Source organism: Mycobacterium deserti, assembly GCF_025345615.1.
In the GTDB taxonomy this organism is placed as follows: Bacteria; Actinomycetota; Actinomycetes; order Mycobacteriales; family Mycobacteriaceae; genus Mycobacterium; species Mycobacterium deserti.
Window position 1 is genome coordinate 271,428 of record NZ_JAODWD010000004.1, and the last position, 20,158, is coordinate 291,585.

General features: G+C 67.8%; 18 protein-coding genes, 1 other RNA gene and 1 pseudogene. 7 read left to right on the plus strand and 13 right to left on the minus strand.

Going from position 1 to position 20,158, the window contains the following annotated elements:
- Positions 1-72 precede the first annotated feature (72 nt).
- The 8 genes from N4S67_RS17630 to N4S67_RS17665 all read right to left on the minus strand — a co-directional run bounded on the left by N4S67_RS17630 (position 73) and on the right by N4S67_RS17665 (position 10,707).
- Positions 73-930 carry a TIGR03619 family F420-dependent LLM class oxidoreductase gene (locus tag N4S67_RS17630; protein WP_260994711.1) on the minus strand — a complete coding sequence of 286 codons (858 nt, stop codon included), beginning with the start codon at positions 928-930 and terminating at the stop codon, positions 73-75.
- Complete coding sequence (locus tag N4S67_RS17635; RefSeq protein ID WP_260994298.1) at positions 927-1,562, minus strand: PaaI family thioesterase; 636 nt, start codon at positions 1,560-1,562, stop codon at positions 927-929. Before N4S67_RS17635 ends, N4S67_RS17630 begins: the two co-directional genes overlap by 4 nt.
- Complete coding sequence (locus N4S67_RS17640) at positions 1,559-4,501, minus strand: bifunctional [glutamine synthetase] adenylyltransferase/[glutamine synthetase]-adenylyl-L-tyrosine phosphorylase (protein ID WP_260994299.1); 2,943 nt, start codon at positions 4,499-4,501, stop codon at positions 1,559-1,561. The genes N4S67_RS17635 and N4S67_RS17640 overlap by 4 nt, the downstream gene beginning before the upstream one ends.
- 38 nt (positions 4,502-4,539) lie before the next feature.
- Positions 4,540-5,877 carry a glutamine synthetase family protein gene (locus N4S67_RS17645; protein ID WP_260994300.1) on the minus strand — a complete coding sequence of 446 codons (1,338 nt, stop codon included), beginning with the start codon at positions 5,875-5,877 and terminating at the stop codon, positions 4,540-4,542.
- Positions 5,878-5,955: 78 nt separating this feature from the next.
- Positions 5,956-7,473: an alpha/beta hydrolase gene (locus N4S67_RS17650; RefSeq protein ID WP_260994301.1), complete on the minus strand. Its 1,518-nt coding sequence runs from the start codon at positions 7,471-7,473 to the stop codon at positions 5,956-5,958.
- Positions 7,382-7,750 (minus strand): hypothetical protein, encoded by a 369-nt coding sequence (locus tag N4S67_RS17655; protein WP_260994302.1) that lies wholly within the window; start codon positions 7,748-7,750, stop codon positions 7,382-7,384. Before N4S67_RS17655 ends, N4S67_RS17650 begins: the two co-directional genes overlap by 92 nt.
- On the minus strand, positions 7,741-9,261 hold the full coding sequence (locus tag N4S67_RS17660) for an alpha/beta hydrolase (protein WP_260994303.1): 1,521 nt from the start codon (positions 9,259-9,261) through the stop codon (positions 7,741-7,743). The genes N4S67_RS17655 and N4S67_RS17660 overlap by 10 nt, the downstream gene beginning before the upstream one ends.
- Positions 9,262-9,315: 54 nt before the next feature.
- A complete protein-coding gene (locus N4S67_RS17665; protein ID WP_260994304.1) occupies positions 9,316-10,707 on the minus strand; it encodes a WS/DGAT/MGAT family O-acyltransferase in 1,392 nt (463 codons plus the stop codon).
- Positions 10,708-11,061: 354 nt separating this feature from the next.
- Here N4S67_RS17665 and panB point away from each other — a divergent pair.
- A pseudogene (gene panB / locus N4S67_RS17670) lies at positions 11,062-11,865 on the plus strand (3-methyl-2-oxobutanoate hydroxymethyltransferase); the annotation flags it as partial.
- On the opposite strand, the gene N4S67_RS17675 reads toward panB, so the two are convergent.
- Complete coding sequence (locus tag N4S67_RS17675) at positions 11,862-12,641, minus strand: enoyl-CoA hydratase/isomerase family protein (RefSeq protein WP_260994305.1); 780 nt, start codon at positions 12,639-12,641, stop codon at positions 11,862-11,864. The pseudogene panB and the gene N4S67_RS17675 overlap by 4 nt on opposite strands.
- A 91-nt stretch (positions 12,642-12,732) precedes the next feature.
- Here N4S67_RS17675 and N4S67_RS17680 point away from each other — a divergent pair, with 91 nt between their 5' ends.
- Positions 12,733-14,220, plus strand: a complete 1,488-nt coding sequence (locus N4S67_RS17680; RefSeq protein WP_260994306.1) for a CYTH and CHAD domain-containing protein — start codon at positions 12,733-12,735, stop codon at positions 14,218-14,220.
- Positions 14,221-14,232: 12 nt separating this feature from the next.
- Here N4S67_RS17680 and rnpB read toward each other — a convergent pair.
- An RNA gene (gene rnpB / locus N4S67_RS17685) (RNase P RNA component class A) lies at positions 14,233-14,624 on the minus strand.
- Positions 14,625-14,645: 21 nt separating this feature from the next.
- On the opposite strand from rnpB, the gene N4S67_RS17690 reads away from it, so the two are divergent.
- Positions 14,646-15,098 carry a helix-turn-helix transcriptional regulator gene (locus N4S67_RS17690; protein WP_260994307.1) on the plus strand — a complete coding sequence of 151 codons (453 nt, stop codon included), beginning with the start codon at positions 14,646-14,648 and terminating at the stop codon, positions 15,096-15,098.
- Positions 15,099-15,108: 10 nt separating this feature from the next.
- The gene (locus N4S67_RS17695; protein WP_260994308.1) at positions 15,109-15,531 is read left to right on the plus strand and encodes a VOC family protein; all 423 of its coding nucleotides are present in this window, start codon (positions 15,109-15,111) and stop codon (positions 15,529-15,531) included.
- 10 nt (positions 15,532-15,541) lie between these two features.
- Here N4S67_RS17695 and N4S67_RS17700 read toward each other — a convergent pair whose 3' ends face one another.
- Entirely contained in the window at positions 15,542-16,984 is a 1,443-nt protein-coding gene (locus N4S67_RS17700; RefSeq protein WP_260994309.1) for an HNH endonuclease signature motif containing protein, read from the minus strand.
- 95 nt (positions 16,985-17,079) lie between these two features.
- Here N4S67_RS17700 and N4S67_RS17705 point away from each other — a divergent pair, with 95 nt between their 5' ends.
- The 3 genes from N4S67_RS17705 to N4S67_RS17715 are packed head-to-tail and all read left to right on the plus strand — an operon-like array spanning position 17,080 to position 18,578.
- Positions 17,080-17,592 (plus strand): methylated-DNA--[protein]-cysteine S-methyltransferase, encoded by a 513-nt coding sequence (locus N4S67_RS17705; RefSeq protein ID WP_260994310.1) that lies wholly within the window; start codon positions 17,080-17,082, stop codon positions 17,590-17,592.
- Positions 17,592-18,308 carry a 2OG-Fe(II) oxygenase gene (locus N4S67_RS17710; protein ID WP_260994311.1) on the plus strand — a complete coding sequence of 239 codons (717 nt, stop codon included), beginning with the start codon at positions 17,592-17,594 and terminating at the stop codon, positions 18,306-18,308. Before N4S67_RS17705 ends, N4S67_RS17710 begins: the two co-directional genes overlap by 1 nt.
- 3 nt (positions 18,309-18,311) lie before the next feature.
- On the plus strand, positions 18,312-18,578 hold the full coding sequence (locus N4S67_RS17715) for an Ada metal-binding domain-containing protein (RefSeq protein WP_260994312.1): 267 nt from the start codon (positions 18,312-18,314) through the stop codon (positions 18,576-18,578).
- Here the strand turns inward: N4S67_RS17715 and N4S67_RS17720 are convergent.
- Both N4S67_RS17720 and N4S67_RS17725 read right to left on the minus strand, forming a co-directional pair.
- Positions 18,556-19,179, minus strand: coding sequence for a class I SAM-dependent methyltransferase (locus N4S67_RS17720; RefSeq protein ID WP_260994313.1), 624 nt, complete (start codon positions 19,177-19,179; stop codon positions 18,556-18,558). The genes N4S67_RS17715 and N4S67_RS17720 overlap by 23 nt on opposite strands.
- The gene (locus N4S67_RS17725; RefSeq protein ID WP_260994314.1) at positions 19,166-20,122 is read right to left on the minus strand and encodes an NAD(P)/FAD-dependent oxidoreductase; all 957 of its coding nucleotides are present in this window, start codon (positions 20,120-20,122) and stop codon (positions 19,166-19,168) included. Before N4S67_RS17725 ends, N4S67_RS17720 begins: the two co-directional genes overlap by 14 nt.
- Between the last annotated feature and the right edge of the window lie 36 nt (positions 20,123-20,158).

Here is a 20,158-nt window from a genome sequence, read left to right on the forward strand (position 1 = left end):
TGCGTTGCTTGCAAACGCTACGAGTCAGCGGGCGTCGAGGAATCGGGTGTTTCCCTAGAGTTGCCCCTTTGCTCAGTCGAGGGTCAGGTCTTTGCGGAACCTGCGCATACCGTCGATCTTCTCGGCCAGCGACGCCTGCGGGCCTGCGTAGAACATCCACGGCATCGTGATGATGCCGGTGATCCCGCTCGCCTGAGCGTGCTCGTAGTGCTCGGGGGTGAAGGCGTCGGTCAGCGGCGTCAGCACCTCGAAGCCGTCCATCGACAGGCCCCGCTCCGCGCGCAGCCCGCGTAGCTTCTCGACGCGCTCGATCGCACGCTCGGTGGTGATGAGGTCACCGATCCAGCCGTCGTGGCGGGCCGCACGGCGAAGCGCGATATCGGACAGTCCGCCGACGTAGATCGGGATGTGCGGCGGCGTCGGCTCCATCTCCAGCCGGGGCGTCGCGTAGAACTCCCCCTCGAACTCGGTCCACCCCGGCTCCCAGAGTTCCTTCATCAGTTCGAGCATCTCGTCGGTGCGCTTGCCGCGGCGGTCGAACCGTTGCCCCATCAACGTGAACTCTTCCTCGCACCAGCCGACCCCGATGCCGAGCTCGAGGCGCCCACCCGCCAGAACCGCTGCCGTACCAATGGATTTCGCGGCCGAGTAGGGATCACGCATCGCGGGCAGATAGACGGTTGTCACGAATCGCAACCGGCTGGTTACCAGCGCGATGGCTCCGATCATCACCCACGGGTCGGGCCAGTCGGTGAACGCCTCCCAGCGCCTCTTGCCATCCTTGGTGTACGGGTATGGCGTGTTCAGCGTCTCGAGATTGATGACATGGTCGGGGATGCCCATCCCGTCGTACCCGAGATCGTCTGCGGCCTTGGCAATTTCAACCGCTTCTGCGGTGTCGAGGAACGCAGTGCTGACATAGAACTTCATCCGGCGTCTCGCGCCCACACAGGCTGAATGAACACCCCTTCGGCCTCGACAGTCGTTCCGTCGGCGTCGCGCAGGAAGCCGCGCGCGAACGTCTTCACTCCTTCGACACGGTCGATGTACGCCTCGGCACGCAACGGCCCCAGCGGCGTGCCGCGCAGATAACGCAGCGTGATGGTGCCGGTGAACTTCGGTTTGGTCAGGCCGTCACTGGCCGCCTCGCCGAGGATGTGGTCGAGCACCAGCGCGCAGATGCCACCGTGTACCCATCCCGGCGGTCCTTCGTAGGCGCCGCTGAGGCTGAAGTCGCTCCAGGCGCGGCCGTCGTCCTCGTGGTGGATGACCATCGGCGGGGCGATCGCATTCCGCAGTCCCACAGCGGGATTCGCCCACGCCAGCGGGCGTCCGGTGTCCTCGTGACGCAGTGTCGTCGTCACCGTCCGTCGCTTGCCCGCGAGCAGTTCGGTCACCGCCTCGACGGCGGCCTGAGCCTCACGGGCCGTCGCCTCGTCGACGTCGGTGTGGATGCCCGCATCGATCAGGTTGCGGATCGCCGCGGTCAACGGCTCATAGAGCACGCGCTGGCGCTCGTACTCCTTGGCGCTGATGACATCGAACCCGAAATCCATGCTCATGCGCCGAAAACCTTTCGCACCACCGCTTTTGCCCGGCGGGTCACTCGTAGGTAGTTGTCAAGGAACTCGCCACCGTCGTCGGTGTCCCAGCCCGCGGCCAGCGCGACCGCGTTGAGCTGACGGCCCGGTCCCGGCAGCTGGTCGATGGGCTTGCCGCGCACCAGCACCAGCGCGTTGCGGGCCCGGGTGGCGGTCAGCCACGCCTGCCGCAGCAGATCGACGTCGCCTTCTGCGATCAGCTCGGCGGCGCCTATGGCGTCGAGCGACGCAAGCGTCGACGTGTTGTGCAGCGCGGGCACTTCGTGCGCGTGGCGCAACTGCAGCAGCTGCACGGTCCATTCGATGTCGGCCAGGCCGCCGCGGCCCAGTTTGGTGTGAGTGTTGGGGTCGGCGCCACGTGGCAGGCGCTCGGCGTCCACCCTCGCCTTGATCCGCCGGATCTCCCGCACAGCCTCGGCCGACACCCCGCCCGGCGGATAGCGGGTCTTGTCGATCATCTTCAAGAATCGCTCGCCCAGGTCCAGATCGCCGGCGACGCGATGGGCGCGCAGCAGCGCCTGCACCTCCCAGACCTGGGCGTAGCGCGTGTAGTACGCCTCGTAAGAGGCAAGCGTGCGCACCAGCGGCCCGCTGCGTCCCTCGGGCCGCAGATTGGCGTCGACCTCCAGCGGCGGGTCGGCGCTCGGGGTGCCCAACAGTGTCCGAATCTTCTCGGCGATCGACACCGACCACCGCACCGCGACCGACTCGTCGACTCCGTCGTTCGGTTCACACACGAACAGCACGTCGGCGTCCGAGCCGTACCCCAGTTCGCCACCGCCGAGGCGGCCCATGCCGATCACCGCGATCCGCGCGGGCACGCCGGACTCCGGCGTGTTGTCCCGGATCACCACATCGAGCGCGGCCTGCAACACCGCGACCCACACCGACGTCAACGCCTGACACACCTCGGTGACCTCGAGCATGCCGAGCAGGTCGGCAGAGGCGATGCGGGCCAGCTCCCGCCGGCGCAGGGTGCGCGCAGCTGCGATGGCGCGCAACGGATCCGCGTGCCTGCCCGCCGAGGCCACCAACGCCCGCGCCAGCCCGTCGGGCTCGACGTCGAGCAATTTCGGACCGTCGGGCCCGTCGGCATAGGACTGGATGACCTCGGGTGCGCGCATCAAAAGTTCCGGTACGTACGCCGACGTGCCCAGCACCCGCATCAGCCGTTTGGCGACGGCACCCTCGTCGCGCAGCGTCGACAGGTACCACCTGGCTTCCGACAGCTCCTCGCTGATGCGCCGGTAGGACAGCAGGCCCGCGTCGGGATCGGGGGTGTCGGACAGCCAGTCCAGCAGCGTGGGCAGCAGCACTTGTTGCACGCGGCCGCGCCTGCCGCTGGCGCTGGTCAACGCGGTCAGGTGCGTCAGCGCGCTCGACGGGCCCTCGTAGCCCAGTGCGGCGAGCTGACGTTCGGCGGCTTTGGTCGTCAACATCGCCGGCTGACCCGCCGACTCCAGCAGCGGCTGATAGAACAGCTTCGCGTGCAGCCGCGAGACGCGCAGGTTCTGCCGCTTGAGCTCTTCGCGCAGCACCCCTGGGGCGTCGTGCCTGCCGTCGGGGCGCATGTGCGCCGCGCGCGCCAGCCAGCGCATCGCCTCGTCGTCGTCCTCGTCGGGCAGCATGTGGGTGCGTTTGAGCCGCTGCAGTTGCAGACGGTGTTCGAGCAGCCGGAGGAACTCATAGGACGCGGTCAGGTTCGCCGCGTCGTCTCGGCCGATGTAGCCACCGGCGCCCAGCGCGTGCAGCGCATCCACCGTCGACGCGACGTGCAGCGATTCGTCGTTGCGCCCGTGCACCAACTGCAGTAGCTGCACGGCGAACTCGACGTCGCGCAGTCCGCCGGTGCCCAGCTTGATCTCACGCACCCGCACGTCGGCGGGCACCAGTTCTTCCACCCGACGGCGCATCGCCTGAACCTCGGCGACGAAGTCCTCGCGCTCCGACGCCGTCCACACCATCGGCATCAGGGCGTCGATATACTGCCGGCCCAACTCGAGGTCACCGGCCGCGGGCCTGGCCTTCATCAGCGCCTGGAACTCCCACGTCTTGGCCCACCGTTGGTAGTACGCGACGTGCGACTCCAACGTCCGCACCAGCTGGCCGTGCTTGCCTTCGGGCCGCAGCGCCGCGTCGACTTCGAAGAACGCGTCGGCGGCGAAGCGCATCATCTCGCCTGCCACCCGGATAGTCACGGAGTCGGCGTTGTCGGTGACGAAGATGACGTCGACGTCGCTGACGTAATTCAGTTCGCGCGCACCGCATTTGCCCATCGCAATAATTGCGATCCGCGGCGCGTCGCCGCCCACCTGTCGCAGCGCGACAGTCAGGGCGGCGTCCAGCGCCGCATCGGCGATGTCGGACAGGTGCGCGGCGACATCGACGAACGGCACGACGGGTTCATTCTCCACCGTGGACGCCAGATCGAGGCCCGCGAGCACCAGCAGCCGGTCACGGTAGAGCCTGCGCAGTGGGTGCAGCGCCGACGTTGCGTCCGTTGTCTTTTCAGCCAGGTCGATGAACATGCTCCGCAACTCGTCGGCCGACGGCAGCGTCACGTCGCCCGAGAGCAAATGCCAGCTGTCCGGGTTGGCGACCACGTGGTCGCCGAGCGCCAGCGACGACCCCAGCACCCCGAACAGCCTGCCGCGCAGACCCTTGTCCTTGAGCAACGCGTCGCGCAGCTGGGCCCAGTTGGCGCCCAGCGCCTCGGTCAGCCGGACCATGGCCTTGAGCGCTTCGTCGGCGTCGGGGGCACGCGACAGTGACCACAGCAGCTCGACGTGGGCTTCGGTGTTCCACCCGAGCCGGTCCAGGTCTGCGGGGGCGGTCGGTTCGACGAGCCCGAGCCGGCCTGCCCTGGGCAGCTTCGGGCGCTGCGTCGCAGGTTTGGCCACAGCTCGACGTTAGCGCACTGCGTCAGGGCGACACGGCCCTAGAGGGACAAGTAGGCCTTGAGTTCGAACGGCGTGACGTGGCTGCGGTAGTTCTCCCACTCGGCGCGCTTGTTGCGCAGGAAGTAGTCGAACACGTGCTCCCCCAACGCTTCTGCGACGAGCTCGGAGTTCTCCATCTGCTCCAGCGCGGCGCCGAGGCTGCCCGGCAGCGCGTTGTACCCCATCGCGCTGCGCTCTTCGGGGGTCAGGTTCCAGACGTTGTCCTCGGCCTGCGGCCCGAGCACGTAGTTCTTCTCGATTCCGCGCAGTCCGGCGGCCAGCAGCACGGCGAACGTCAAGTACGGATTGCACGCCGAGTCGGGGCTGCGCACCTCGATGCGGCGCGAGGAGGCCTTGCGCGGGGTGTACATCGGAACCCGCACCAGCGCCGAGCGGTTGGCCGCACCCCACGACGCCGCGGTCGGTGCCTCGCCGCCGTGCACCAGCCGCTTATAGGAGTTCACCCACTGGTTGGTGACAGCGCTGATCTCGTTGGCGTGCTCCAGGATGCCCGCGATGAACGACTTGGCGACGTCGGAGAGCTGCAGCACGTCGTCGGGGCTGTGGAATGCGTTGGTCTCACCCTCGAACAGGCTCATGTGGGTGTGCATCGCCGAGCCCGGGTGCTCGGCGAACGGCTTGGGCATGAACGACGCGCGCACCCCGTCGCCGAGCGCCACCTCCTTGACCAGGTAGCGGAACGTCATCACGTTGTCGGCCATCGACAGCGCGTCGGCGTAGCGCAGGTCGATCTCCTGCTGCCCCGGCGCGCCTTCATGGTGGCTGAACTCGACCGAGATGCCCATCTGCTCGAGCGCGTCGATGGCGTGGCGGCGGAAGTTCGGCGCCGAGTCGTGCACAGCCTGGTCGAAGTAGCCGCCGTTGTCGGCAGGCACCGGCGGCACGTCGTCGTCGCCGGGCTTGAGCAGGAAGAACTCGATCTCCGGGTGGACGTAGCAGGAGAAGCCCAGGTCGCTGGCCTTCGACAACTGGCGGCGCAGCACATGCCGCGAGTCGGCCCACGACGGCGAGCCGTCGGGCATCGTGATGTCGCAGAACATCCGCGCGGAGTGGTGCTCGCCGGCACTGCTGGTCCATGGCAGCACCTGGAATGTCGACGGGTCGGGCCGGGCCACCATGTCGGCCTCCGACACCCGGGCGAAGCCTTCGATCGCGGAGCCGTCGAACCCGATTCCCTCTTCGAACGCACCCTCCAACTCGGCGGGGGCGATGGCGACGGATTTGAGGTAACCGAGCACGTCGGTGAACCACAGCCGGACGAAGCGGATGTCGCGTTCCTCCAGCGTGCGCAGCACGAATTCCTTCTGCCGGTCCATGTCCGCAGCGTAGGTCCGTGCTGTTAATTCTGTGTTACACGCCCGCTGCCGTAAGGGGTCTGCGCCTCGCGTGCGCGGTCAACAGCGTAGCCCGGCGGGCGGCGCGCCCGAGCCGACGAGGAACCCGACCACCGCGGTGTCGACGCAGGCGTCCCCGTTGAACACCACGGTGTGCTGGGTCCCGTCGAACGTGATCAGCGAGGCGCCCATCTGGCGCGCGAGGTCGACGCCGGCCTGATACGGCGTGGCCGGGTCGTGGGTGGTCGAGACCACCACCACCTTGCCGGGGCCCGGCGACGACGCGGGTGCCGGCGCCGACGTCGGCGGCACCGGCCACAACGCACACCCGTCGCGCGGGGCGAAGCCCGTGAAGGTGCCGTAGGACATGAACGGCGCGGCGGCGCGCTCGCGGCGGTCGGCGGCGGACCACGCGGCCGGATCGGTCGGGAACGGCGCGTCGACGCACCGGATGGCGGCGAAGGCGTCCTGCTGATTCCTGTAGTGGCCCGACTCGTCGCGCTCGAGATAGTCGTCGGCGAGCAGCAGCAGGTCGACGGCGTCGGTACCGCGCTGCAACCCGAGCAGTCCGCTGGTCAGGTAGGTCCAGAAACGCCGCGAGTACAGCGCGTGGACCGTTCCGGTGATCGCATCCTGGTAGCTCAACCCGCGCGGGTCCGACGTCTGGGCGGGCTTGTCGACCAGCGGATCCACCAGTTGGTGGTAGCGGTTGACGAACTGCGTCGGGTCGGTGCCGAGCGGACAACCCGGCGACTGCGCACAGTCGGCCGCGTAGTCGTCGAAAGCCGTTTGGAAGCTTGCCAATTGGCGTTCCCGGCTCGCGACCGGGTCGAGCAGCGGGTCGACCGCACCGTCGAGCACCATGGCTCGCACGCGGTCTGGGTGGCGTTCGGCGTAGGCCGCGCCCAATTCGGTGCCGTAGGAGAAGCCGAGATAGTTGATCTGCTGTTCGCCGAGGGCCTCCCGCACGACGTCGATGTCGCGGGCCGAGGAGGCGGTGCCGACGTTGGCCAGAAAATCTGCGCCCACCCGATCGACGCACAACTGCGCGAATTCGCGGTGCAGGTCCTCGATGTGCGCGACACCCGCGGGGCTGTAGTCGACCAGCGGCTCGCGGCGGAATGCGTCGAACTCGGCGTCGGTGCGGCAGCGCACCTCCGGTGTCGAACGGCCGACGCCGCGCGGATCGATGCCGATCAGATCGAAGCGGCGGCCGATCTCGGTGTCGGCGAGCGCCGTGCCCATCCCCGCAACGGTGTCGACCGCCGACGCCCCCGGCCCGCCCGGATTGACCACGAGCACGCCGATTCGGTCGCCACTGGCGGGTACTTTGATGACGGCCAGTTGTGCTTGCGCCGCATCGGGATTCGCATAGTCGACCGGTACGGACACGAACCCGCAGCGGGCCGACGGGGAGGCCTTGGCGACGAACTGTTCGCAGCTACCCCATACGGGCGGCTGCCCGTAGCGCTGAAGCGACTGCCCCTCAGGGGACGCCGACGCTGTCGGACCCACGACCGCCGATGCCAGAAGGATCGCGAGCGCGGTCGAGGAGCCCACCCGCCACATGGCTGACATGGTTGCACGCGCACCCGTCAGCGGTCTGCGGTCGGAACACAACGGTGACCTGGTTGTGATCAGGCGTCGAGTTCGCGGCCCCGATGCCGTCGTAAAGTCGCTGCGCTCTTGGGTTGTCGGGGGCGGTGTGGCATCCCTCGGCCGGGCTGGCGATCAGCGCGAGTGCCAGCGCGGTGAGCCGCTCGTCGAACGGCGAGAGCCGATAGAAGTCGCAGTACGCCCGCACCATGGGCAACAGGTCGGGCAGGTCGGCGGTGCCGGCAGTGGTCAGGAGCACCGGGTGTCCGGCGGCGGGACCGTCACGTCGACCAGGTAGCGCGCGGCGATGTCGTCGACGCACGGGTTGCCCTGAAATACGACGGTGTGCTGGGTGCCGTCGAACGTCAGCAGGGTGCCCTTGAGTTGCCTCGCGAGGTCGACACCGGCTTGGTACGGCGTCGCGGGGTCGTTCGTCGTCGACACCACCAGTAGCGGCGGCAGCCCGTCGACGTTGATCTCGTGCGGTTGGCTGGTGGGCGGCACCGGCCAGAACGCGCACGTGCCCAGCGGCGCGTGCCCGGTGAACTCGCCGTAGTTCATGAACGGCGCCACCTCACGCACCCGCCGGTCCTCCTCGACAATCTTCGCGCGGTCGGTCACGGCGGGCTGGTCCACGCAGTTGATCGCCACCCGGGCGTCGGTGGAGTTCTTGTAGTGCCCCTGCTCGTCGCGGCCCATGTAGAGATCGGCCAATGCAAGCATCGTGTCGCCGGTGCCCTCCTTGAGCTCCGACAGACCCTGGGTCAGATGCCGCCACAGGTTCGGCGAGTAGAGCGGCAGAATCGTTCCGACAATCGCATCGGAGTAGCTCAGCCCGCGTGGATCTTCGGTTTTGACCGGGTTTTCGACGAGGGGGTCGACCAGGCTGTGATAGACGTCGTTGGCCTTGGCGGGGTCGGTGCCCAGCGGACAGGCCGGGTCGGTCGCGGCGCAGTCGGCCGCGTAGTCGTTGAACGCCGTCTGGAACGCGGCGGCCTGGCGGATGTCGGCCTCGATCGGGTCGGCGTTGGGATCGACGGCACCGTCGAGAATCATGGCGCGCACCCTGTCCGGATAGGCCTCGGCATAGCCGGATCCGATCCGGGTGCCGTAGGAGTAGCCGAGGTAGGTCAGCTTCTCGTCGCCGAGCGCCTCCCGCATCGCCTCGAGATCCTTGACGACGCTGGCGGTCCCGACGTTGGCCAGGAAGTCCTCACCCATCTTGTCGACGCAGCGCTGGACGAAGTCCTTGGTCTCCTTCTCGATGTGCGCAACACCTTCGGGTGAGTAGTCGACCTGGGGGTCGGCGCGCAGTCGGTCGTTGTCGGCATCGGAGTTGCACCACACCGCCGGAGTCGAGTTCGCCACGCCGCGGGGGTCGAAGCCGATGAGGTCGAAGCGCTCGCGCACCGACTGCGGGATCCTGCTGACCAGCGATGCCGCGGCCTCGACGCCCGACTCGCCGGGCCCGCCGGGATTGATGACCAGCGACCCGATCTTGTCGCCGGTCGCCTTGAACCGGATCATCGCGATCCGCGCGACGTCGCCGTCGGGCTTCTCGTAGTCCAGGGGGACCGACAACATCCCGCACTCGGCGCCGGGCGCGATCCGGGACTCGTCGGCCGGGGCGGCTGCCTCGCACGTGGCCCACTGGATCGGTGAGCCGGGTGGGGGCACCGCGATGACGGCGCGTCCGTCGACGACAGTGGCGCAGCCGGCAACAAGTGACAGCGCGGCGAAAGTCGCGAGGACCCCGGCTTTGAGGTTCATGGCACCACATGCTGCCATGAACCGGCATCGATGCAGGCGGGGCGGGTTGCGCCGTTACCGCGTCGCGTCGAGCAGTTCGTCGAGGGCGACAGGGAAATCGTCGGCCAAGTCCCACAGGTCAGGCAGTAATTCGGGGCACGACACGATGCCGACGTCGAGCTTGCCGTTGAGCGACATCACGGTGATGTTCAGGCCCGAGCCGTGGAAGATCGGCCCCAGCGGATACATCGCCTCGACCTCGCAGCCCAGGTAGTACAGCGGCATCTGTGGGCCGGGGACGTTGGAGACCACGAGGTTGTGTACGGGCTTGGCGCCGCTGAGCCGGCTGGCGGCATAGACGCGCATCGCGATTCCGAACACCGCGGGGGCGGCGAACTGGCTCCAGTCCTGCAGCAGAGTCGCTCCGATGGCCGAACTGTGTTGCTTGGCAACTGAATTCGCATCCGCTATCGACTTGAGGCGTTCGGCGGGGTCCTCGATGTGGGTCTCGAGGCGGGCGAACATCCCGGAAACCTGGTTGCGGCCGGGCCGGTCGGACTCGTCGCGCACCGAAACGGGAACCATTGCCACCAACGAGTTCTCGGGCAACTCACCGCGGCTGCGCAGGAAGGTGCGCAGCACGCCGGACACCAGCGCCATCACCACATCGTTGAGCTTTACGCCGAAGTGGTTCTTCACCTTCTTGACGTCTTCGAGGTCCAGTTGGGCGAAGGCGACGTTGCGGTGGCCGGTGACGTTGGTGTTGAACGCCGTCTTGGGAGCGGCGAACGGCGACGCCATCGTCAGGCCCTCGCGGGCGCGTTTGACGGTGTCGAGCACGCTGGACACCGTCACCGGCAGCGCGTTGACCAGCCTCAGCGGCCGGGTGGCGAACCGAAATGCACCGGTGAGCGCGATCTCGATCGCGTTGGCGTCACCCGGCCCGGCGACGGGTTCGGGCGGCGGGGCGTCGGGTTCGGTGCTGCACAACTGCGACATCAGGTTGGCACCGCTGACCCCGTCGACACCGGCGTGGTGCACCTTCGTCAGGACCACCAGGCGGCCTCCCTCACGTGGATCGGTGCCGTCGACGCTCTCGATCACCCACTTCTCCCACAGCGGGCGGGTGCGGTCCAGCGGCAGCGAGGCGATGTGGCCGCAGATCTCCGCGAGCTCGCGTCGTCCGCCGGGGGCAGGCAAGCCGATGCGATGCAGGTGGCGGTCGACGTCGAAGTCCTTGTCGTCCACCCACACCGGGTGATCGAGGTTGAACCGGTTGTCGGCCAGCTTCTCGCGGAACTCCGGCATGGCCTTGATGCGCTCGGACAGCAGATCTCGGAACTTGTCGAAGGCGTAGCCGCCCGGCATGGTCGAGGTGTCGAGCTCGAGAATCGAGCACACGTGCAACGGCTGCGCCGGGGTTTCGAGGTAGAGGAAGCTGGCGTCGAGTCCGCTGAGCCGTTGCATGCCGCCGAGCTTAGGCGCGACGGTCTGGACTGTGAGCAAATCCACTCAGGCGGCTTTCCACAACCGTCGGTCGAGGTGGCACACTGGTGCACGTCAGACGAACCCGGGGACCGTGACGGCCTCGAGGATTCGACCCGACTCACCCTCTGGGGGACAACGATGTCTGAGCAGACTGTCTATGGAGCTGCCGAGCCCGCACCGCGGACCTCTTCCGAATCGTCCGCACCGCGGACCTCTTCCGAATCGTCCGCACCGCGGACCTCTTCCGAATCGTCCGCACCGCGGACCTCTTCCGAATCGTCCGCACCGCGGACCTCTTCCGAATCGTCCGCACCGCGGACCTCTTCCGAATCGTCCGCACCGCGGACCAAAGTCCGCACGCTTCACCTGCAGAAATGGAAGGCCGAGGGCCACAAGTGGGCCATGCTGACGGCCTACGACTACTCCACCGCCCGGGTGTTCGACGACGCGGGCATCCCGGTGCTGCTGGTCGGTGATTCCGCAGCCAATGTGGTGTACGGCTACGACACCACCGTGCCCGTCAGCATCGACGAGCTCATTCCGCTGGTGCGCGGCGTGGTCCGCGGCGCACCACACGCGCTGGTGGTCGCCGACCTGCCGTTCGGCAGCTACGAGGCCGGCCCGCAGCAGGCCCTGGCCACAGCGACCCGCTTCCTGAAGGAGACGGGCGCGCACGCGGTGAAGCTGGAGGGCGGCGAGCGCGTCGCCGAGCAGATCGCCATTCTCACCGCGGCGGGCATCCCCGTCATGGCGCACATCGGGTTCACGCCGCAGAGCGTCAACGGACTCGGTGGGTTCCGCGTGCAGGGCCGCGGTGACGCGGCCGAGCAGACCGTGCACGACGCGATCGCGGTTCAGGAAGCGGGCGCGTTCTCGGTGGTGATGGAGATGGTGCCCGCCGAGTTGGCGACGCAGATCACCGGCAAGCTGACCATTCCCACCATCGGCATCGGCGCCGGACCGAATTGCGACGCGCAGGTGCTCGTGTGGCAGGACATGGCCGGCCTCACCAGTGGCAAGACCGCCAAATTCGTCAAGCGGTTCGGCGACGTCGGTATCGAATTGCACCGTGCCGCAACGCAATACGCGGACGAAGTCGCCAGCGGCGTGTTCCCCGCCGACGAGCACTCCTTCTAAGCGAAGTCGGCCTTGCGCTTCGCAAGGAACGCGTCGACGCCCTCACGGCCGTCGGCCGACCGGGCACGCTCGGCAATCAGCCGGCTCTCGAGCTCCATCTGCTCCTCGAGGCCGTTGCCGAACGTTGCGAGCAGCAGGTTCTTGACGCCGCCGTTCGATCCCGCTGCGGTGGCGGCCATTTGATCGGCGAGCTTGCTGGCACGGTCGGCCAATGCGGCGTCGGGGACCACCTCGGTGACCAGACCCCACTGCGACGCGTCCTGCGCTGAGAGGGTGCGGTTGGTCAGCATCAGTTCCTTGGTCCTGGTGATGCCGATCAGGCGCGGCAGGTAGTACGACGAGCTGCCGTCCGGACTCAGCCCCACCCGGGTGTAGGCCATCGTGAACGAGGCGGATTCGGCTGCGAGGACCAGATCGCCGGTCACCGCGATGGAGAAGCCCGCCCCGGCGGCTGCGCCGTTGACCGCGGTGATCAGCACCGCGTTCATCCGCGCGAAGCTGGATATCGCCCGGTGCAGATCGTCGGCGACTGCCTTGATCTGCGCGCCCCGGTCCGGTGCCGAGGCGAACTCCTTAAGATCGCCCCCGGCGCAGAAGAAGCGTCCCGTTCCGGTGAGGACGACGACCTTGGTCGTGTCGTTGTCGGCGCGCCGCGCGGCATCGGCGAGCTCGCGAGTCATGGTGTGATTCATGCCGTTTGCCGCATCGGGACGGTTGAGCGTGATTCGGGTGATGGGCCCCGACGCTTCGAACGTGATGGTCTGGTATTCGGTCACATCGCCGACCTTAGCTGTGGCGGTGATCTCACAGCGCAGTGCGCCCGCCCCCGCGGGTTGTTCACTTCGGTATGGCAGTCTTTTCGGCACCATGGGTAAATCCGCTGAACGGTCGAAGTCGACGTATCTGGAGGTCGAGCGGAAGTTCGACGTCGTCGATGCGACGGTGGCGCCGTCGTTCGACGGCCTGTCGTCAGTCGCGCGGGTCGAGCGCTCACCGGTGCAACAACTCGACGCGGTCTACTTCGACACCCCGAACCATGACCTGGCCGCGCATCGCATAACGCTGCGCAGGCGCACGGGTGGCCCCGACGCCGGTTGGCATCTCAAGTTGCCGGCCGGGCCGGACGCCCGCACCGAGGTGCGGCACCCACTCGGCTACGACGGGGACGACGAGGTCCCCGAGGCGTTGCGAGACCTCGTGCTGGCAATCGTCCGCGACCGCCCGCTGGCGCCGGTGGCGCGCATCTCCACCACCCGCACCGTCGACATGCTCTACGGGCACGACGGCGCCGCGCTAGCCGAGTTCTGTGATGACCAGGTGACCGCGCAAGCCGGCGAGGACGGACCGGAGCAGCGTTGGCGCGAGTGGGAGCTGGAGCTGGCGGACGGCGTTGGCGACAGTGAGCTGCTCGACCGGTTGGCGAACCGCCTGCTCGACGCAGGGGCGGTGCCGGCCAGTAGCGGTTCCAAATTGGCGCGGGTGCTCGAGACCGACCCCGAACCGACGGCCGACCGTCCCGCCGACCCGGTGCACCGCGCGGTGGCCGAGCAGGTCGACGAGCTGCTGGTGTGGGACCGCGCCGTCCGAGAGGACGTGTACGACTCGGTGCACCAAATGCGGGTGACAACGCGCAAGATCCGCAGTCTGTTGCAGGCTTCGGAAGGCGCGTTCGGGATCTCCGATGACGCCTGGATCCTCGACGAGCTGCGCCAGTTGGCTGGCGTGCTGGGCGTGGCGCGCGACGCGGAGGTGCTCGCCGAGCGCTACGAACACGCGCTCGACGAGCTACCGCCGGAGTTGGTGCGCGGTCCGGTGCGGGAGCGGCTGGTCGAAGGAGCGAAACGGCGTTACGCGTCGGGGCTGCGACGGTCACTGATCGCGATGCGCTCGGAGCGCTACTTCCGGCTGCTGGACGCGCTCGAAGGGCTGGTGGCCGCCGAGCCGGCCCCGGTGCAGCCCGGCGAGGAGGAGCGCGGGCCGGTCACCATCGACAGCGCGTACAAGAAGATCCGCAAGGCGACCAAGGCCGCGGCGGCCTCAGATGACGACCACGACGAGGCGCTGCATCGAATCCGCAAGCGCGCCAAGCAACTTCGCTACACCGCGTCGGCGACGGGGCAGGCCAAGGTGTCCGATCGGGCGAAGAGCATTCAATCGTTGCTGGGCGATCACCAGGACAGCGTCGTCAGCCGCAGCCACCTGAGCGAGCAGGCGTGGGCCGCCCACGCGGCCGGTGAGGACACGTTCACGTACGGGTTGTTGTATCGGCTCGAAGACGACGTGGCACGCCGCGCAGAAGAACAGCTCGACGCCGCGCTCAAGAAACTCGACAAGACGGTGCGCAAGGCGCGCTGAGCGCCCGCAGGGCGGATGAGTTGGCCTGTAAGCCGGATTCTGTTCCTCGCCACCGCGGATCACCACGGCGACGAGGCGGCGACCATCCATCTGGACACACCGTTGCCGGGTGCCTCGAGCGGCCTACCCGCAGGCTCGGGCGAGCAACCCTCGAGCGCCTGCGCGACCGCACCGGGTGCGGTCTTCTTGGCCTTGCTTCGGGTGGGGTTTGCCTAGCCACTCCGGTCACCCGGACTGCTGGTGCGCTCTTACCGCACCGTTTCACCCTTACCACCGCGAGGTGGCGGTCTGCTTTCTGTGGCACTTTCCCGCGAGTCGCCTCGGATTGCCGTTAGCAATCACCCTGCTCTGTGAAGTCCGGACTTTCCTCGAACCGATAGGTCCGCGGCCGCCCAGCCAACTCATCCGCTCCATAAACTTAACGCATGACCCACGTTCCACCGGCCCGTTATCTGCTGCGGGCCAAGGATCTGGTCGACGCGCGCTACGCCGAGGCGATCACGGTCGACGACCTCGCCGCCGCGGCCGGACTGTCGCGTGCGCACTTCAGCCGGATGTTCACCCGCACTTTCGGCGAGTCGCCGCGCGCCTACCTGCAGACCCGACGGCTCGAACGCGCCGCCGCACTGCTGCGCCACACCGACCGTTCGGTCGCCGACATCTGCGTGATGGTCGGACTACGCAGCGTCGGGTCGTTCACCACCAGCTTCGCCCGGGTGTACGGCAAGACGCCTGCCGCGTACCGGGCCAGCATGCCGCCCGCAGCGATCTACGCGCGCGTGCCCAGTTGCATCCTGCAGCGCGACACCCGCCCTCGTGCCGACAGTCGCGTGAAGACAGCACACGGGGAGAAGACGGGCACCGCTGACCGACCGTAGCGTCGTTGCCATGATGAAAATCGGCAGCGCCCACCTGTGGGTCCATGATCAAGAAGTGGCACTGAAGTTCTGGACTGAGAAGGTCGGTATGGAGGTGCGTGAAGATGTGTCGTTCCCCGAGGAGATGGGCGACTTCCGTTGGCTCACAGTCGGTCCGCGCGGACATGACGACGTCAGCCTTGTGCTGATGGCGGTGCCTGGCGAACCGGTGATGGACGAGGCGACCCGCAAGCAGGTGCTCGACCTCACCGCAAAGGGTTTCGCGGGCACGGTTTTCCTGGTCACCGACGACATCGAGAAGTCGTATCAGGAGATGACGGCGCGCGGCGTCGAGTTCACCGAGCCGCCGAATCAGATGCCCTACGGCATCGATTCGGGATTTCGCGATCCCTCGGGCAACAGTGTGCGTCTGACCCAGCTGAACCCGAGTTAGACGGGGCGCCTCAGAACGGTGGTGGGTCGTTGTTCTGGGGCGGTGGCGGGTCGGTGTTCCGTTTGAGGTCGGCGCGTTCGCGTTGGGCTTCGGCGATGATTTGGGCGCGTTGTTGGCGTTCGGTGGTGATGCGGTCTCGGCGGTCTTGTTCGCGGGTTTGTCGGCGTTTGGGGCTCATCGCGCAGCGATCGGTCCCAGATGGGGGTGGCGGGTCGGGCAGATCCAGGGTGCCGGTGTTGCGGCACAGCGCGGGAAACAGGGTGGCGCCGTGGGGTTCACGACGGTAGGAGTGTCCGCTGGGGGTGCTCAGCACCAGATCACCGTTGGGCAGCTGATAGTCGTCGAACCCGGGACAGAACGTCTTGACCAGATGATGGATGCGGCAGTAACACTTGGTGTTCGACGGATGAGTCGGGCCGTAGGGCCAAGCCCGCGTGTGATCGATGTCGGATTTCATCACCGGCCGGTCACAGCCGGGCCAGCGGCACGTCAGATCGCGCCACCGCACGAAATCGGCCAACCCCGCACTGGGCCGATACCCCGGCTCAGTCGCCGCGTCGGGTGCGGGCAGGGCGACCGGCGTGAGTGTGGCGGTGGTGGCGAGTGCCCGCACCGATTCGGCCGGCAGGATCCCGAACCCGGGCAGATAGCCCGGGTTATCACTGGAACCGTCGAGGGTGGACTGCTCGGCCAGCACATGGATGATCGCCGTCGCCGACGCCGCACGCTCGGCGGCCGCCGGGCAGTCATCGGATCCGCACCGACACGCCAGCGTGGCCTCCCCGCGCCCCAACGGCCCGCACGCATCAGCGCGGCGCTGCGACGTGGTGCGCGGATCCTTTTCGCACACCGTGGCCGCCAACGCGTCCAGCCGCTGAGTCAGCGCGGCGCCGTCTTCGGCGCGGATATTGCCCGACACCCCGGCCATCCCCACCTGGGTCGGCTCCACCTCCAGGTAGCGGCTCTGTTCCACCTGCGGGGTGACCCGCACCCCGGCCGGATCGAATTTGGTCACCCACTGATCGATCCGGTCGCGCAACTTCGGGGTCGACAGCTTCATCCACTTCATCGCATGCTGCGCGATCGCCTCATCAAGCTCGCCGATCACCACGTCATCGACGTTCTCGGTGCGCGCGATGATGGTGGCCACCATCCGGTAATCGATCACCCCGGACCGCAACTCCTGAGCCACCCGCGGCAACCGATGCCGCAACGTGATCGCGGTGTGAATCTGGCTGACTGCCCGGGCATGGCTGATGTTGTGTACCGGAGAAATCTCGGCAGCCACCGCAGCCACCGCATCAGCACAATGCAAATCCAACACCTCCAGCTCCGGATGCCGCCGCGCATACAACTCCCCCACCAACGCCAACCGCCGCCCCACCGCCGCCGCCTCCTCGCGGGCCTCCTCACCCATGAAGGTGATCAACTCCGAATCAGAGGTCTCGAACATACGTTCGATTATGGCTAATGGGTCCGACACCGCCCGCGACCCAATCTCACGAAGCGGCATGTCGCGTCGTCTACACAGTGAGGAAAGGACGGCACATGACGAGACGACATGCGATGGTCGACAGCGCGCTCGGCGAACTGACACTGGTGGCTGACGACGGGGCGCTGACCGGCGTCTACTTCGACAAACACTGGTACCGCCCCGCGCACGACGGGCTCGGCAGGCGGGTCGAGGCAGACTGCGACGACGTCCTCGACGCTGCACGCGATCAGGTGACCGACTACCTGGCGGGCCGCCGTACCGACTTCGACCTTCCGCTCACCCTGCGCGGCACCGAAGATCAGCGCCGGGTGTGGCAGATGCTGAACACCATCGAATACGGCGCCACCGTCACCTATGGCGCACTCGCCACCGCGCTCGCCGACGGCACGACCGCCCAACAGGTGGGACAGACTGTCGGCCGCAACCCGCTGAGCATCGTCGTCCCCTGTCATCGGGTGGTAAGTCGCGGCGGGCGCCTCACGGGATACGCGGGCGGGCTGGCGCGCAAGCAGTTCCTCCTCGAACTCGAAGAGCCCACCGACAGGACAGCGGCGAGGCTGTTCTGATGGCTGCGGCGAAGTGGCAACATCGGGTCGAGTCGGGCGATTGGGACGCGATCACCGCCGAGGTCAACGACTTCGGCGGCGCCATGCTCCCCCAACTACTCACCTCGGCCGAGGCCGGGCTGGTTCGCGACATGTACGCCGAGGACGGGCTGTTCCGCTCGACGATCGACATGCGCCGCTACCGCTTCGGCGAAGGCGAGTACCGCTACTTCCAGGCGCCGTACCCCGAACCGATCGAAGGGCTGAAGCAGGCGCTGTATCCGCGTCTGCTGCCGATCGCCCGGGACTGGTGGCACCGGTTGGGCCGCGTGCCTCCGTGGCCAGACACCCTCGACGACTGGCTGGACATGTGCCACGCGGCGGGTCAGTCGCGGTCCACGGCCATCCTGCTCCGCTACCGCGCGGGCGACTGGAATGCCCTACACCGAGATCTGTACGGCGACTTGGTGTTCCCGCTGCAAGTAGTGATCAACCTGAGCGAACCCGGCGTCGATCACAGCGGCGGCGAGTTCCTGTTGGTCGAGCAGCGTCCGCGCGCGCAGTCCCGCGGTACTGCGACGCTCCTGCCGCACGGCCACGGATTCGTGTTCACGACCCGCGAGCGGCCCGTGCGGTCGACGCGGGGTTGGTCGGCGGCACCGGTGCGCCACGGCGTATCCGCCGTGCGCTCGGGTGAGAGGTTCACCTTGGGCCTGGTCTTCCACGACGCGGCGTGATCGGTGAAGCGCTACAGGCTCATCGACGGGCGCCACAACGCCTACTGGTCGATCCAACCAGGCACAGTGGGCGGCCATCGCGCGGCAAAGATCTACGGGCGCCTGGACTGTGCGTCCGCACGCCGCGCGATCGCCAACGGGGGCTACGTCGCGCAGCGGGTGTTCTTCGCTGACGAAGCCACCGCCGTCGTGGCTGGTTACCGGCCGTGCGCGCGATGTCTGCCAGACCGGTACCGCGCCTGGAAGGTCACCGCCGGCGCAGGACGATGACGTTGTCGATCCACGTCACCGTCTCACCGTCCGGTCGTGCCACTTCCCGTTCGACCGACGAAGTGCGCGCCTGCTCCCATTGCGCCTCAGGGAGATTCAACCCCTGCACGACCTCGTCGGCGCTCGGAAAGTAGTGCTCGTGGTCGAGCTTTGAGGCCCATGGTGGGGGTCCGCTGTGATCGACGATCAACAACGTTCCGCCGGGGCGGATCGCCTGTGCCGCAAGCCCCAGAATCCGTGGCCGGTCGAGCGGCAACTTGGAATGGAAGAATTGAGCGCTCGCCAGGTCGAAGCTGCCCTGCGGGAACGATTCGGCCAGGTCGTGCTGCTGGAAGTCGATCCGCTCACTCACACCGCGCGCCTCGGCCGCCGAGCGCGCGCGTTGCAGCGCCGTTTCGGAGATGTCGACAGCGACAACTTCCCAGCCCCGTTCGGCCAGCCAAACCGCGTCGGCACCCTCACCGCAACCGAGGTCAAGGGCCCGGCCGGGCGTCAGCGCCGATGCGATCTCCGCGAGGCGCACATTGACCCGTCCGCTCCACACCCGCTCGCGTTCTCCGTAGTGTTGTTCCCAGTGGGCCTTGGCATCAGGCGTTGACATGTCGTTTCCCTTCAGCATTCGCGAAACCATGATCGTCGGCGAGCAGGCTCTGCACCACCGCCGCAGCGGCGAGTGATCCGCTAGCCACCGCCGCGGCCACCTGCGGCATCTGCACGCTGAGATCGCCAGCGGCAAAGACGCCGGGTGCGGCCGTGCGGTACATCCCGTCCACCGCGACGGGGTCTTGCGCGACAGGAGTCGGATCGCCGACTTCCGCGCCGAGTTGCGCGGCCAGCGCTGATCGCTGATGCATTGTGGTGGCGACGAGCAGCCCCGTACGCGCGAGCGAGGTGCCGTCGGTGAATCCCACAGCCGTCAATTCGCCGTTCTCCGCGACAAGTTCGGCGACCTGCCGCTCGTCGACGGTGATGCCCGCGGCCGCCAGCCGGGCGCGGTCCTCGTCCTCCAATTCGGCGGGCCCGTCGGTAAGCAGCACGACGTCGTCGCTCCAGCCCCCCAGCAGCAACGCCGAGTGCACCGCGCGCGCTCCGCGGGCGAGCACGCCCAGCGGCCGATCGCGCACCTCCCAGCCGTGGCAGAACGGGCAATGGAACACCGAGCGACCCCACAACTCGGCCAGTCCCGGCACCGCCGGCGGACGATATTCCATACCCGTCGCCAACAGCACTCGCCGGGTGCGCTCGCGCGTGCCGTCGGCGAGTGTCAGCACGAACACGTCGTCGCCCCGTTCACCCGACCGCACCTCACCGGAGCGCACCTCGACACTCGGATACGCCGCCAGCTCTTGCCGGCCCATCTCATAGAGTTCCGCGGGCGGACGACCGTCGTGGCCCAACAGGCCGCCGATGCCGTGTGCGGGCAGATTGCTCTGTGTCCCACCGTCGATCAGCAGCGTGCGCCGTCGCGCCCGGCCAAGCACCAGCCCGGCGCTCAAGCCCGCCGCGCCGCCGCCGACGATGACGCAGTCCCATATCGATTCCATGAGTCGAGCTTGCCGAACCCCGGGTACTTCGTGCAA

What these genes read in the sequence shown, in the direction of transcription:
- N4S67_RS17630 (WP_260994711.1), bottom strand. Translation starts at nt 930, where the DNA reads ATGAAGTTCTATGTCAGCACTGCGTTCCTCGACACCGCAGAAGCGGTT.
- N4S67_RS17635 (WP_260994298.1), bottom strand. Translation starts at nt 1,562, where the DNA reads ATGAGCATGGATTTCGGGTTCGATGTCATCAGCGCCAAGGAGTACGAG.
- N4S67_RS17645 (WP_260994300.1), bottom strand. Translation starts at nt 5,877, where the DNA reads ATGGACCGGCAGAAGGAATTCGTGCTGCGCACGCTGGAGGAACGCGAC.
- N4S67_RS17650 (WP_260994301.1), bottom strand. Translation starts at nt 7,473, where the DNA reads ATGTCAGCCATGTGGCGGGTGGGCTCCTCGACCGCGCTCGCGATCCTT.
- N4S67_RS17660 (WP_260994303.1), bottom strand. Translation starts at nt 9,261, where the DNA reads ATGAACCTCAAAGCCGGGGTCCTCGCGACTTTCGCCGCGCTGTCACTT.
- N4S67_RS17665 (WP_260994304.1), bottom strand. Translation starts at nt 10,707, where the DNA reads ATGCAACGGCTCAGCGGACTCGACGCCAGCTTCCTCTACCTCGAAACC.
- N4S67_RS17680 (WP_260994306.1), top strand. Translation starts at nt 12,733, where the DNA reads ATGGGTAAATCCGCTGAACGGTCGAAGTCGACGTATCTGGAGGTCGAG.
- N4S67_RS17690 (WP_260994307.1), top strand. Translation starts at nt 14,646, where the DNA reads ATGACCCACGTTCCACCGGCCCGTTATCTGCTGCGGGCCAAGGATCTG.
- N4S67_RS17695 (WP_260994308.1), top strand. Translation starts at nt 15,109, where the DNA reads ATGATGAAAATCGGCAGCGCCCACCTGTGGGTCCATGATCAAGAAGTG.
- N4S67_RS17700 (WP_260994309.1), bottom strand. Translation starts at nt 16,984, where the DNA reads ATGTTCGAGACCTCTGATTCGGAGTTGATCACCTTCATGGGTGAGGAG.
- N4S67_RS17705 (WP_260994310.1), top strand. Translation starts at nt 17,080, where the DNA reads ATGACGAGACGACATGCGATGGTCGACAGCGCGCTCGGCGAACTGACA.
- N4S67_RS17710 (WP_260994311.1), top strand. Translation starts at nt 17,592, where the DNA reads ATGGCTGCGGCGAAGTGGCAACATCGGGTCGAGTCGGGCGATTGGGAC.
- N4S67_RS17720 (WP_260994313.1), bottom strand. Translation starts at nt 19,179, where the DNA reads ATGTCAACGCCTGATGCCAAGGCCCACTGGGAACAACACTACGGAGAA.
- N4S67_RS17725 (WP_260994314.1), bottom strand. Translation starts at nt 20,122, where the DNA reads ATGGAATCGATATGGGACTGCGTCATCGTCGGCGGCGGCGCGGCGGGC.